Genomic DNA, 13674 nt, shown 5'->3' with positions numbered 1-13674 from the left:
GGGGCAGACAAAATGGGAGACAGATTGGGAATTAGTCATTGTGACCATCCTCTTTATTATGTGATGTTTATTGTTTTTGTTTTATCGGCGCTGAATTAAGCAGTTCCTTGAGAACCAAGTTATTACCTAATAGGGTCAGCGTCTAACAACATTTCTTCCCGCCAATCAATAACGTGATGTTATCAATCATTTAAATAGGTCAAATTGCGACTGCGACAGTGCTAGTTGCGAAGACCACTGCCGCTGGGCCTGTCTTAGACCCACTGTTTCAGCTACGCTCCAGTTTAGGCTCTAGGTGCAACCCTTCGGCCGATCTCATCCCAAACGGCCCTCCGAAAGGCCCCAAACCGGATATTCAATACTCTAGGTTATGGTTAAGCACATCGATCCAGACATGACGCTGCTGAAAATGCCGTCTCTGAAAGCAGTGAAGTCATTCGTAGCCGCCGCCAAATATCAGAGCTTTACGCGTGCGGCTGAAGCGCTGTGCGTTACCCAAGCGGCAATCAGCCGTCAGATTCGGGAGCTTGAGGCGTACCTTGGGGTGGATCTTTTCAAGAGGGTGGGTCGAGCGGTCGAGTTGACGGAAGCCGGGTCCATTTTTTTTGATGCGGCACAGCTATCTTTCGTCAATATTTCCCAAGCGGCGGAGCGCATTCGCACCAACAATGCAGGCAAACGCACGCTGACGCTTTGCTGTTCTCCCGCGTTTTCAGCCCTCTGGCTCGCAGCGAAGCTGCCGGGGTTTTTTACCAAGAACGCAGACATCGACCTCAATCTGGTAACCACTCAAAACTTTTTGTCGATGGAGCCGGGTGTAACTCCGGACATCTTCATCACCAAGATGGCCAGGATTCAGGATGGGTATCGTAGCTATCCGTTGTTCCATGACGTCATCTACCCGGTGTGCACGCCTCGTTACAAAGCGGAGCACCCTGAGCTATCCAGCCTGGAAGGATTACGCGACGGGGTTTTGCTAAACCTCAGCCCCTATGGAAGATCCCAGGTAGCGGAGCACGTCGACTGGGGTGTTTGGCTGGCTTATCACGATGTTGATATCGAGAAACGCCCCCACGACAGTCCTCACGTTTTCAACGCGAATGACTACAACCTGGTGATTAGCATGGTGTTGACACACCAAGGTGTAGCGCTGGGCTGGAATCATCTGGTCGAGAACCTGATCGAAAACGGCACGCTGATTCGGCCGATCGACGAGGAAGTGGTTCTCCATGAAAGCCAGCACTATCTGACATTTCGTGAAGACCGGATCAATGACGACGCCTGTTGCCGGCTACGCGACTGGATTCTGGCCCAGTTTTCCTGAGCCGTTTAGAAGAAAGGAAGGCGGCCGTGATTGAGCAATCACTCGAGGTGCGGGGAGCTCCACCGCCAACAGGTATTGCTCAAGGCAGAACTGAAGGGGATGCCGGTGGTGATCATTCATGATTCTCACCACCGGCAGTGTTGCACTTAGCCGACAGATCTTAACGGGATGGTGTCATTGAGCTGATCAAGCATCGTTTTGCAGTACCAATCATCAAATTGACACACACCAATTTCGCTGGCTACCGACAATGGGCCAGGCTCATAAGCAGGAGAACTGACGCCGACCTGTGCCCCTTCAACCAAGGTGCGATCCTGGTCATTGGTTGCAAGCCAAACCTTGGTCAGGTGATCGATGTCGTAGTCGACACCTTCTTGCGCGTCCTTCTTGACGATCCATTTTGTGGTGACCAACGTCTCGCCCGGACCAATGGGCAGTACGCGGAAGCTCAGCGCGTGATCGCCCAGAAAGTGGTTCCAGGTTGATGGGTAGTTGAAATACAGCAGCGCTCCGATGTTGGCTTCTCCGGTGGTGTCCAACCGGCCAGCGACCGCAGGCTTGCCATCCATTGTGTAGCTGACAGCCCCGGAAAACAGGGGAATGCGCGTCATTCTGAAACGACCTTTATCATCCATGACCAATCGGCTAGGCAGACCTGCCGCCTCGCAGCGATCCCAGTGCTCTTTGAGTTCGGGATCTTCATCGCCGCCGGCGCCACCCACCGATGGGTTGTCCACGAATGAGTGCATCAATTCCGGGTGAGTACAATCGCAGTGGTAGCACTCACGGTTGTTCTCGAAAACCAGTTTCCAGTTGCCTTTCTCAATGATGTTCGACTCAAACGCGACTTTGCAGTCGTCCAGGTTATGAGGCGCAACGAAAGGGGTGACGGATTTTCTGAACGACGAAAAGTCTGGGGCGACCTCTGCAACGCACACATAGATGTACGTTTCGACGACCTCACAATGCACCGACTTCAACCCATGCTGAGACTTGTCGAAATCGTCCCCCATGTTCCCGGCGAAAAGCAGTTTGCCGTCCAGCTCGAATGTCCATTTGTGGTAAGGGCACACCAGTTTGGCAACTTTGCCGCTGGCTTCCGGGCACACCTTGGAACCGCGATGGCGGCAGGCGTTGTGGAATGCACGAATCTGCTTGTCTGCGCCGCGCACGATAGCGACAGGGTAGTCGCCGATTTGCAGCGACAGGTACTGACCTGACTTCTCCAGCTCAAATGTGTGCCCTGCGAAGATCCAGCTTTTGTGCCAGATCTGTTGCAGATCCTGCCTGTAAACGTCTGGATCGCTATAAAGGGCACCTGGCAGCGCGTGGTCAGGCTTGCGCTGCGCGATAAGATTTGAAACTGCCGATTTAGTGCTCACGGTCAACACACTCCAAAATACCAAGGGGGCGAAACGTTCAGCCTGCTCAGCGAGGTGAGGCCAAACGGTCTTGAGTTCGCAGTACCGTCTGAGGATGCAAGCCCATCAAACTGTGCTGCTTCTATCCGCGAACCGGAACGGTTTACCACGTCCAGAAAGCGCCTTACGAAAAGTGTGCCTTCTTGGATGGTGGTGCCATCCGTGCACTCATTTCGTTCAAGTCCTTACTCATGCAGACATTTCCGGAATGCCAATGTTTGCATCAATAGCTATATTTCTACATCACCTTAATTCGAGCCTGGGAAACCAGATCTTAATTAATGAGACGACTGTACGAGAAAATCTTTATCCAATGTATCGGTAGAATATCGCTGTTGTAAGGCTACGACGGCAATCGTGCGTCAACAAGAAACATTTACTCTTATCAATGCATAAACAAATGTTATCGATTGATGCCGTCGCTTCGGCGATGATTTTTTATATTGTTGATTATTAAGGGAAATTAATTTTATTGGCTGAAGGATTTACCCTTTCAGAAAGGTATGCGGCAGCAATACACACTATTGACCACCTTCTTGGCGCATGCGAGTCTGGATTCAGCAGTCCACCGCACTAGTTGGTAACACAGCCTCTGCAGGTCATTTGTGAAAGCAGAAAACTGCTCTTTGCAGGGACTTTAAACGTCAGGGCCTGTGTCCCGTGAAATATGGAGTTTTTTATTGCGCCTCAAGGCATCAACGCTGACGCGCTCGTTTATCTTCCACCTGACTCGCATTCGGAGCATTTATCTTGAAATTTGAAGGTATTTATACGCCAGCAGTAACTCCTTATAACTCGGACGGGGAGATTGACTGGAATGTGTACTCGCAAGTTTTGGAGTCGCTGATTGAGGCTAAGGTGCACGGCATTATTATCGGCGGGTCGACCGGCGAGTATTATGCGCAGACCTCCGAAGAACGCACCGAGTTGGCGGCCTACGCCAAAGATGTGATCGGCACTCGGGTGCAACTGATCGTCAGTACCGGGGCGATTCGTACCGAAGATGCGGTTCAGTACGCCAAGGATGCCAAATCGATCAAAGCTGACGCCATTCTCGTCACGTCCCCGCCTTATGCGCTGCCAACCTCACAGGAAAACGCGATTCACGCGCTCACTATCGATCGCGCAGCGGACTTGCCGATCATGCTTTACAACTATCCGGGGCGCATGTGCGTTTCGATGGACGAAGAATATTTCACGCGTGTCAGCCAATCGAAAAACGTTGTCGCCATCAAGGAAAGTTCTGGCGACATGGGCCAGGTGCATAGGCTGGCCCGGCAGTTCCCCAACATCGCCTTGTCCTGCGGATGGGACGACCAGGCCCTTGAGTTTTTTGCCTGGGGCGCCCGCAGTTGGGTGTGCGCAGGTTCCAACTTTTTGCCCAAGGAACACGTTGCGCTTTATGAAGCCTGCGTGATCGAAAAGAACTTCGACAAAGGCCGTCAAATCATGTCGGCGATGATGCCGCTGATGAATGCGTTGGACGGTGGCAAGTTCGTGCAGTCGATCAAGTACGGCTGCGAAGTTGCGGGATTGAAAGTCGGTAACGTGCGCCTGCCATTGCAGCCACTTGAAGCGGACGAAAAACAGAGTTTCGCGTCGGTCATTACAGAACTCAAACGTAACGTAGCCAACATTTCTTCGGGAGCCAGCCATGGGTGATCTTCTGAGCAAGGCCGAATATGCCGCTCTGGCCAAAGACATTTCGTTGCCATCCAAGGCGTTCATCAATGGCGCGTTCAACCCCGCGATCTCTGGCAGAACCTTCGCCACGAACAATCCGGCGACCGGTGACTTTTTGACCGACGTTGCAGCGTGTTCGTCCGATGATGTCGACTTCGCAGTGAGCAATGCCAAGGAGGCATTTGAGGATGGACGCTGGAGATCTATCTCTCCTCGGGAGCGCAAAGCGGTTCTGTTGAAGTTTGCAAACCTGCTTGAAAGCCATCAACACGAACTGGCCGTCCTCGAAAGTCTCGATAGCGGCAAACCGGTCAGTGAATGTCAGTTGGTCGACATCCCGGACACCATCCACACGATCCGCTGGCACGCAGAACTGATTGACAAGATTTATGACAACACAGCACCGGTTGGCAGCGACGCGCTGACCATGGTGGTCCGGGAGCCGATCGGCGTGGTGGGCTGTGTATTGCCCTGGAACTTCCCGCTGCTGATGCTTGCCTGGAAAATCGGTCCGGCGCTTGCTGCGGGCTGTTCGGTCATCGTCAAACCTGCTGAACAAACCTCGCTGACTACGCTGCGTGTCGCTCAGCTGGCGTTTGAAGCCGGTATACCCGCTGGTGTACTCAACATTGTCACCGGCACGGGTAAAGACGTTGGTGAGCCCATCGGTTTGCATAACGATGTCGACATGGTCAGCTTCACCGGCTCCACCGCGACCGGCCGCCGTTTCCTGCATTACGCCGCCGATTCGAACCTGAAACGCATCGTCCTTGAGTGCGGCGGAAAAAATCCGGCCGTGGTGATGGACGATGCCCAAGACCTGGATCTCGTCGCTCAGCATGTCGTCAATGGCGCATTCTGGAACATGGGCGAAAACTGCTCCGCGACTTCACGTCTGATCGTCCATGCGTCTGTTAAAGACGAGCTGCTGGAGCGCATGGGCGCCTACATCCGCGAATGGAAGATGGGTGACCCACTCGATCCGCAGAATCGCGTAGGGTCGCTGGTCAGCCCAGAGCATTTCGCAAAAGTGAAGTCGTACCTTGAGCACGCCACCGCCGGAAAGCTTCAAGTTGTTTACGGTGGCGCGACCCAAAACGGTGCCTTTGTAGAGCCAACGGTGATTGACGGTGTTGGTCGAGACGACCGGCTGTTCCAGGAAGAGATCTTCGGCCCGATCCTTTCGGTCACCACGTTCAACACGATCAGCGAAGCCATTGCGTTGGCCAATGACACGGTCTACGGCTTGGCCGCCTCGGTATATACAGGCAGTCTGCGGCGGGCAATCAAGTTGTCGCGGGAAATTCGCGCGGGCATCGTTACCGTGAACTGCTTTGGTGAGGGCGACGCATCGACACCATTCGGTGGCTACAAGGAGTCGGGCTTCGGCGGTCGGGACAAATCCATTTTCGCCCATGACCAGTACACCGAAATCAAAACCATCTGGATCGATGTGTCTGATCGGTCGGACGAAGAGACCGAAAAATGAGCACCCATACCATCAAGCGCCTGCCGGTAGATACCGGGGTTTCAGGTTGGGAGGCGATTTCCGCACGCACTGCGCCTGTCCGCATGCTTGATGGAAACGTGACGGCGGATTGGCTGATTATCGGTGCAGGTTTTGCTGGCCTGTCCGCTGCTCGCAGGCTTTCACAGTTACACCCGGGTGACAGCATTGTTGTGGTCGATGCTCATGAAGTCGCCAAGGGGCCGGCGGGCAGAAACTCTGGTTTCATGATCGATGTGCCGCACAGTCTGTCGTCCGGGGAATACTCCGTGGCGAGCGAGTCTGCAACGGCCCTGGAAATCACGCAAAATCGTTTTGCGATTGCATTTGCCGCTGAAGCTGCGCGGGAGTACGGCATGTCCGCCGACACCTTCGACCCTTCAGGGAAGATCAACGCGGCCGCCACTGAGCGGGGATTGAAGCTGAACGTCAATTACGCTCAATCCCTTGAGCGCATTGGCGAAAAGTTCGAGATGTTTGATGCCGCGCAAATGCGTGAAATCACCGGGTCCACCTATTACCACGGTGGGATCTACACTCCCGGCGCGGTGATGATTCAACCCGCGCAATACATTAGAGACCTGGCAGCAGGGCTCGACGGGAAAATCACGCTGTTCGAGCGCTCTCCGATTATTGAGTTGACCAAGCAGGGAAGCGGTTGGAGCGCTCGATCTCATAACGGTACGGTGCACGCACCCAAGGTCATCCTGGGGGTTAACGGGCACATTGAAAACTTCGGCCATTATCAAGGGCGCCTGCTGCACGTCTTCACTTACGCGTCCATGACGGCGGCATACAGTGATGATGAATTCAGGAAAGAGGTGCCGGGCAAAGCCAAGTGGGCGTTGCTGCCGGCTGATCCAATGGGAGCGACCGTTCGCAAGATCTCTTCAGACGGTCTCTCGCGAATTGTCATTCGGACAAAGTTCACCTATGAACCGAGCATCCAAGTCACTCCAGAGCAGGTAGCTGCGGTGGCTAAGGAGCAGCGTCACTCCCTGGATGCGCGCTTTCCCGAGCTGAAATCCACGGCGTTGGAATTCAGTTGGGCCGGCCGCCTGTGCTTAAGTCGTAACAGTGCTGCGGCATTTGGCGAGATTGAAGAAAATCTGTATTCGGCATGTTGCGAAAATGGACTGGGTACTGTGAAAAGCACCCTGGCAGGTGTGATGGCTGCGGAGTTGGCATCGGGCACGCGTTCGGCGTTTCTCGATAGCTTCTGTCACGCACCAGGCCCCAGCAAGCTACCACCTAAAATAATAACGAAACTGGGCGTCAGTTCGGTTATTCGCTGGCATGAGTTTTGGGCCGGGCGAGAAGGTTAACAAATTTAAGTTGTCGGACTTTCCAATAAAGGCCGTTTAACAAGTCACTAATAAGAACGGAATAATCCATGAGAAATATCTGGAAGGCATCCTGCGCGCTCGCGCTTGTGGGCGTGATGAGTTTTGGTTACCGGCCTTCGAGAGAAATGCGAATGGCGAAGTAAAAAACAGGCCGTTGCTGAAATTTTAAGGAGGAGGGCATGGCCGAGTTGCGATTGAAGAGCGACCGAACAAAAAATACTGCGCCCACTGTCGCCGCTAATCCTGGGGTCGCGAGGCCACGACTCGGGATCTTTCTATGCCTGCTTTCAATGCTTATCTTTGCGAGCCAGGACGGAATAACCAAGGTGCTTGTCAAAGACTTCCCGGTCGCCCAACTGGTCATGATGCGCTATTGGGTGTTTGTCGTTTTTGCACTCGGATATGCCGCCTGCCACGGTAGGGCAAAAGCGTCGTTTCGCAGTAAGCACCCCTGGCTGCAAATCATTCGAGCGTTGCTGGCTGTGGGTGAAACCGTACTGTTTGCAGTGGGGCTACGATATTTGGGCCTGGCCGAAATGCATGCACTCTATGCCGTATTTCCGCTGATGACACTGGCATTGGCGGGGTCGGTGCTTGGGGAGTTCATAGGGCTGCGGCGCTGGGTTGCTGCGGCGATAGGGTTCACCGGCACACTGATCATTCTCCGACCAGGCGCGGGCGTCTTTGAACTCGCGGCGCTGATCCCCCTGCTGGCTGCTTTGGCGTTCGCGGTGTTCAACGTATTGACGCGCCGGATTAGCCAGCACGACTCCTTCGCAACGAACATGCTCTACATGGCAAGTGTGGGTGCCCTGACGGTCACATTTGCGGGGCTGCCTGCATGGGTGACTCCGACTCCAGTCCAGGGCCTCTTGATGGGGATCCTGGCATTGACCGGAGTAGTCGCACAGATTCTCTTCATTCAAGCACTGAAATACGCGACCGCTTCTTCCCTGCAGCCGTTCAACTATGCGCTTCTGGTGTTCGCCACGTTGATTGGTGTGATCGTGTTTGCCGAGCGCCCGGACACCTGGGTGGTTGTCGGTGCTGCGTTGGTGATTATTGGTGGGCTGTATGCGATTAAGGCAAAGGCGTGAACGCACCTGAGTGTATGAAGTAATCAATGCGTGGTTGGTTTTCAGGGCGAGGCACGGCGATAAAAAAGGGCAGCTCAACGCTGCCCTTTTCCCAACCTACCCCTTAGGCCGCGCTAAACAGCTTGTGCGGGTCCATGACAAATTTCTTCGGCACCCCGGCGTCGAACTCGTGGTAACCGCGCGGCGCGTCGTCCAGGCTGATCACTTGCACGCCGACGACCTCGGCAATGTGAATGCGGTCCCACATGATCGCCTGCATCAGCTGGCGGTTGTACTTCATCGTCGGGGTCTGGCCGGTGTGGAAGCTGTGGGACTTGGCCCAGCCGAGGCCGAAACGGATGTTCAGGCTGCCATGCTTGGCGGCTTTGTTGACCGCGCCCGGGTCTTCGGTGACATACAGACCGGGGATACCGATATTGCCGGCGACCCGCACCACGCCCATCAGCGCGTTGAGTACTTCGGCCGGGGCCTCGTGCTGTGCGCCGTCATGGCCGTGGCCACGGGCTTCGAAGCCCACCGCATCGACCGCACAATCGACTTCCGGCTCACCGAGCAGGTCGGCGATTTGCTCGTGCAGTGGAGTGTCCTTGGTCAGGTCGGCGATCTCGAAGCCCTGAGCCTTGGCATGGGCCAGACGCAGTGGATTGACGTCGCCGACGATCACTACCGCCGCACCCAGCAGACGGGCGGAGGCGGCGGCAGCCAGTCCGACCGGACCGGCACCGGCGATATACACCGTGCTGCCAGGGCCGACACCGGCGGTCACCGCGCCGTGGTAGCCGGTCGGCAGGATATCGGAGAGGCAGGTCAGGTCGCGGATTTTCTCCATCGCCTTGTCGCGATCAGGCAGCTTCAGCAGGTTGAAGTCGGCATACGGCACCAGCACGTATTCGGCCTGGCCGCCAACCCAGTCGCCCATGTCCACATAGCCATAGGCACCGCCGGGGCGCGCCGGGTTGACCGTCAGGCAAACGCCTGTGTGCTGTTCCTTGCAACTGCGACAACGGCCGCAGGCGACATTGAACGGCACCGAGACCAGATCACCGATCTGCACGTTCTCCACGTCGCGGCCCTTCTCGATTACCTCGCCTGTGATCTCATGGCCAAGCACCAGCCCGACCTGGGCCGTGGTCCGGCCACGTACCATATGCTGGTCGGAGCCGCAGATATTGGTCGAAACCACGCGCAGGATCACGCCATGGTCAATGCGCTTGCCGCGCGGGTCTTGCATTTTCGGATAGGGGATGGTCTGCACCTCGACCTTGCCTGCGCCGAGATACACGACACCACGATTACCAGACATGATTTCACCTCGCTTTTGTTGTTGTGAGAACACGGCCCTTGTACTGCGAAGGGTCGCGTGGCCTTACAGTGCGGCGGTATATGTCTTGCGTTTGCGCGTGAATGCAGATTGGTTGGAAGTCACCTTCCAACGACGCATGATTAGCAGTCATCGTATCGATCCTACGCCTGGTATCAGTACCCGGCGAGAGCATTTAGCACCCATTCGCCACCAGTTTCAGGACGCTCAACTGTGCATACGCGAACTCTCGAGGCATCGTCAGTTCCGACCGAGCTGGGCGAATTCGATCAAAACGGCAGTGGTAGTTTCGCCGTGCGCCCACCATCCACCACCAGCACCTGCCCGGTGATGAAGGCCGATGATTCGGAGGCCAGGAAAACGACTGTCCCGCCAACATCCGCCGGCAATCCGGTACGCCCGACCGGGTGAAGGCGCAGGAGTGCCTGGCGCGCCGCACGCGGATCAGCTTGAGCGGCGAGGTACGCATCACTCAACTCGGAATTGATCCACCCTGGAGCAATGGCATTGCAGCGGATCCCGTCCCGGCCGAGATCGATTGCCAAGGCTCGGGTCAGCCCATGGATGCCGGCCTTGGAGGCACAGTACGCGGCATGTTCAGGGTTGGCACCTATGCCTTCGATCGAACCGATGTTGATGATGCTGCCACCGCCTCGATGACGCATCTGAGGCACCAACGCCTTGCACAAGAATGCTGGCGCCCGCAGATTGACTGCCATCATGCGATCCCAGTCCTGCTCGTTCATATCATCAATGGATTTCTCGAACATGAACCCGGCGTTGTTAACCAGGACATCGATTCCGCCAAGCTGCTCCTGGGCGAACTTGGCAATCAAATTGGGTGACTCCATCGAGGCGAGATCAGCCTCGACGAAATAGACTTGAGGGTGATTTTGCAAGTCGGCGTCCAGTGCCTGACGCTGAGCGATCAACACAGAAGCTCCCGCCTCAAGCAATTGTTCGGTGATGCCTCGGCCAATCCCTCTGCCGCCCCCGGTCACCACTACATTTTTACCGTTGAGCATCGCTACCTCTCCTTAGCCGGATACCGGCTTGGCGCCTGTGACTTCTACCGTTTCACCGGCGATGTACCTGGCCTCGTCGGACGCCAGAAATGCGATGACATCCGCAATGTCTTCAGGCTCGGCGATGCGGCCTAATGGCACGCTCTTGTTCAGTTCTTGCACGGCTTTGTCCGGATCCAGGCCGCGACGCTCAAAGCCGCTGCGTATCATCGGGGTGTTGATTTCGTGCGGGCATACGGCGTTGACACGGATGCCCAAAGGGGCGCAATCGCGGCCCAGATTTTTGGTTAATGCCGCAACAGCCCCTTTGCTTGTGCAATACGCCACATGAGCGGGGCCGGGATAAATGCCCCAGACAGATGATGTGTTGACGATTGCGGCGCCCGGGCGATTTTTCATGTGCGGTATCGCGGCACGGCAAATGAAGAACACCGCATTCAGGTTTACGCCCATGGCGTCGAACCACATGTCGTCGGTGGTTTCCTCAATCGTGCCGCGGGGAATGATGCCCGCATTGTTCAATACGATGTCGATCCCCGAAAAAACATCGACGGCCGTTTGGACAATCGCTTCGCAATATTCTTTTCGGCGTAAATCGCCTGCCACGTAGTGGACTTCTGCGCCCAGGTCACGGACTTTGGCGGAGATTGATTTGCAACCGGCTTCATCAAGATCAGACAAGACAAGCTTGGCGCCTTCTCGGGCGAACAATAGTGCTAGCGCCTGTCCGACACCGCCGGCAGCGCCGGTAATGACCACCACTTTATTATTGAATTTCATAGGGCAACCTGCCTGAAGTTTTTGGCGCAGCCATTATTTGGTTTCAATGGATCGCAACGTCCAACAACTTTTTTACTGGGCCAAAGGATGACGTGGCGTTATCCAAAAAATCGCGCGCGCAACATCCTCTTGGCATGGCGAACATATGTCTAAAAAATGTACGCCGATGTACATGCCGTGTACGCCACAGATTCCGAGGTGTACAGTGACGAAGAATTTTCAAAGAAAGGTGCAACCCGAATGTCACAGACAGGAAGGGCGAAAACCAAAGCGCAGGACGCAGGCTGGCGAGGCTCCGTCGATGGTTGGCTGGATGCCGCTTACGATGCTCTCAAAGAGTCGGGTGTGGATGCTGTGCGGGTGATGCCGCTGGCCAAGCGTTTGAATTTGTCTCGTACCAGCTTCTACTGGTTCTATGAAGATCGAGAACAGCTGCTAGCGGCACTCCTGGCTCGTTGGCGGGACAAGAACACCGGCGGTATGGTCAGCCAATGTGAGAGTTATGCAGAAAGTATTTCCGAAGCGATTCTCAACGTCTTCGAGTGCTGGCTGAACCCTGAGCTGTTCGACTCGCAGTTTGAATTTGCCGTGCGCAGTTGGGCGCTGCAATCGGACGAAGTCAAAGCTGAAATCGCTTTAGCCGATGAAGCGCGGATGAATGCCCTGGCCGCGATGTTCCGACGGTTTGGTTACGACGTCGAGGGGGCTGACGTTCGGGCCAGGACGATCTATCTCACACAGATCGGCTACATCTCGATGAAAACCAATGAAGATATTGTCGTGCGATTTCGACGGATTCCTCAGTACGTGAGCGTGTTTACCGGCAAGGTACCGAAGCGTCGCGAGCTGGACCGCTTTTATGGAAAGTTCGGCTACGCAGAAAAAGAGCCCGGTGTTTTCGTTCCCTTGGTCGATACATTCGAGGAGTCTCCTGCCGATGGAGAATAGAACCCTGGGTATCATTGGGGGCACCGGCTGGCTCGGGCGCGCAATCGCGCAGGCGCTCCTTGAAAGCGGCTTCATCAAGCCTGACCATTTGTTGATCTCGAACCGCTCCGGCGTCAGTGCTTTCGAGCCAGGCGTGAGGCTGCTGGCCGACAACCAGCAGTTGGTGGACCTCAGCCATATTGTCGTGCTGTCCATCCGGCCGGAGCAGTTTCGCGAACTGCTGATCAACGCCCGCGGCAAGTTAGTGATTTCTCTGATGGCCGGAGTTCCGGCGGCAGTCATCAGTGCGGCAACCGGTGCAGATGTAATCGTGCGGGCCATGCCGAATGCGGCCGTGGAAATCAGGCAGTCGTTCACGCCCTGGTACTGTGCCGGAAACCTTGTTGAGCGCGACCGCCAATGGGTGCAGCGACTGTTCGAGTGCGTAGGTTCGGCGGACGAAGTGCCTGATGAAGACTGTATTGATTATCTCAGTGCATTGTCCGGGACTGGGCCGGCCTTCCCGGCGATGTTGCAAATGGCGCTGACTAATCAGGCGGTGGCTGCAGGAATTCCACTTGCCATCGCGCAACACGCTGCACAAAGCGTGGTGGTGGGGGGAGGCCAGATGCTTGCCAGCCGCGATCCGCGACAAATGATTGAGTCGTTGATGGCTTATCGTGGCGTGACGGCGGCAGCGCTGCAGTCGATGGCCGATCAGAACATCGAGTCCATTGTGGGGACGGCGGTAAAGGCCGGCGCTGAAGTTGCGCGTCGGGGAATGTAGCCAGGGCAGGGGATAGACAGTGAAGGCCCGCTGAAGGGCCTTCACTGTAGAAAGCGTCAACCGATTGCGATTATTCGGCCTTGAAGCAGTAGACAGCCAGTTTGTTGCCATCAAGGTCCCGAGCGTAAGCGGCATAGGCATTTTCAGCCCAGCTACGCGAACCCGGTTGGCCTTCACAGGTGCCACCCGCCGCGAGTGCGGTTTCGTGGAATGCATGTACTGCAGCGCGACTTGGCGCTTCGAAACTCACGGTCACGCCATTGCCAACGTTGGCAGGATTGCCATTGGCGGGTTTTAGCACGAAGAACGACGGTTTATCCACGCCCCAAATGGAGCCGGATTCATCAAGGTCGGCAACACGGTTAAGACCAATTTCTTTGAGAACACGATCATAGAAGGTCCGTGCTTCGGCAAGGTCATTGGTACCGACAGTGACATGGGTAAAAACAGACATTT

The 13674-nt window shown here is 55.6% G+C and carries 12 protein-coding genes; 7 read left to right on the top strand and 5 right to left on the bottom strand.

Annotation, left to right across the window (positions count from 1 at the left end; all coding sequences use genetic code 11):
- The first annotated feature begins 370 nt into the window (after nt 1–370).
- A complete protein-coding gene (locus AC3WP4_RS01180) occupies nt 371–1324 on the top strand; it encodes a LysR family transcriptional regulator (protein ID WP_173860435.1) in 954 nt (317 codons plus the stop codon).
- 146 nt (nt 1325–1470) lie between these two features.
- Here AC3WP4_RS01180 and AC3WP4_RS01175 read toward each other — a convergent pair whose 3' ends face one another.
- Nucleotides 1471–2706 (bottom strand): aromatic ring-hydroxylating oxygenase subunit alpha, encoded by a 1236-nt coding sequence (locus AC3WP4_RS01175; protein ID WP_102614262.1) that lies wholly within the window; start codon nt 2704–2706, stop codon nt 1471–1473.
- Between the two features lie 789 nt (nt 2707–3495).
- Between AC3WP4_RS01175 and AC3WP4_RS01170 the strand changes: the two genes are divergently transcribed.
- From AC3WP4_RS01170 to AC3WP4_RS01155, 4 genes are all read left to right on the top strand, one after another.
- Nucleotides 3496–4407, top strand: coding sequence for a dihydrodipicolinate synthase family protein (locus AC3WP4_RS01170; RefSeq protein WP_102614263.1), 912 nt, complete (start codon nt 3496–3498; stop codon nt 4405–4407).
- Complete coding sequence (locus tag AC3WP4_RS01165; protein WP_102614264.1) at nt 4400–5917, top strand: aldehyde dehydrogenase; 1518 nt, start codon at nt 4400–4402, stop codon at nt 5915–5917. Before AC3WP4_RS01170 ends, AC3WP4_RS01165 begins: the two co-directional genes overlap by 8 nt.
- The gene (locus tag AC3WP4_RS01160) at nt 5914–7260 is read left to right on the top strand and encodes an NAD(P)/FAD-dependent oxidoreductase (protein ID WP_102614265.1); all 1347 of its coding nucleotides are present in this window, start codon (nt 5914–5916) and stop codon (nt 7258–7260) included. The genes AC3WP4_RS01165 and AC3WP4_RS01160 overlap by 4 nt, the downstream gene beginning before the upstream one ends.
- Before the next feature lie 200 nt (nt 7261–7460).
- Entirely contained in the window at nt 7461–8378 is a 918-nt protein-coding gene (locus AC3WP4_RS01155; RefSeq protein WP_102614266.1) for a DMT family transporter, read from the top strand.
- Nucleotides 8379–8481: 103 nt separating this feature from the next.
- Here the strand turns inward: AC3WP4_RS01155 and fdhA are convergent, their stop codons facing one another.
- The 3 genes from fdhA to AC3WP4_RS01140 form a co-directional block, all read right to left on the bottom strand.
- On the bottom strand, nt 8482–9681 hold the full coding sequence (gene fdhA, locus AC3WP4_RS01150; RefSeq protein ID WP_102614267.1) for a formaldehyde dehydrogenase, glutathione-independent: 1200 nt from the start codon (nt 9679–9681) through the stop codon (nt 8482–8484).
- A 287-nt stretch (nt 9682–9968) separates the two neighbouring features.
- On the bottom strand, nt 9969–10724 hold the full coding sequence (locus AC3WP4_RS01145; protein ID WP_102614268.1) for an SDR family NAD(P)-dependent oxidoreductase: 756 nt from the start codon (nt 10722–10724) through the stop codon (nt 9969–9971).
- A gap of 12 nt (nt 10725–10736) precedes the next feature.
- Entirely contained in the window at nt 10737–11504 is a 768-nt protein-coding gene (locus tag AC3WP4_RS01140) for an SDR family NAD(P)-dependent oxidoreductase (RefSeq protein WP_095942149.1), read from the bottom strand.
- A 240-nt stretch (nt 11505–11744) separates the two neighbouring features.
- On the opposite strand from AC3WP4_RS01140, the gene AC3WP4_RS01135 reads away from it, so the two are divergent.
- Nucleotides 11745–12452, top strand: a complete 708-nt coding sequence (locus AC3WP4_RS01135; RefSeq protein WP_095632016.1) for a TetR/AcrR family transcriptional regulator — start codon at nt 11745–11747, stop codon at nt 12450–12452.
- Nucleotides 12442–13218, top strand: a complete 777-nt coding sequence (locus AC3WP4_RS01130) for a pyrroline-5-carboxylate reductase family protein (RefSeq protein ID WP_102614269.1) — start codon at nt 12442–12444, stop codon at nt 13216–13218. Before AC3WP4_RS01135 ends, AC3WP4_RS01130 begins: the two co-directional genes overlap by 11 nt.
- A gap of 70 nt (nt 13219–13288) precedes the next feature.
- Here AC3WP4_RS01130 and AC3WP4_RS01125 read toward each other — a convergent pair whose 3' ends face one another.
- Nucleotides 13289–13672 (bottom strand): VOC family protein, encoded by a 384-nt coding sequence (locus tag AC3WP4_RS01125; protein ID WP_095631894.1) that lies wholly within the window; start codon nt 13670–13672, stop codon nt 13289–13291.
- Nucleotides 13673–13674: the final 2 nt, after the last annotated feature.

The organism is Pseudomonas sp. FW305-20 (genome assembly GCF_058788075.1).
Note: the sequence above shows the minus strand (reverse complement) of the source record. Positions and strands in the feature narration are given on the sequence as shown.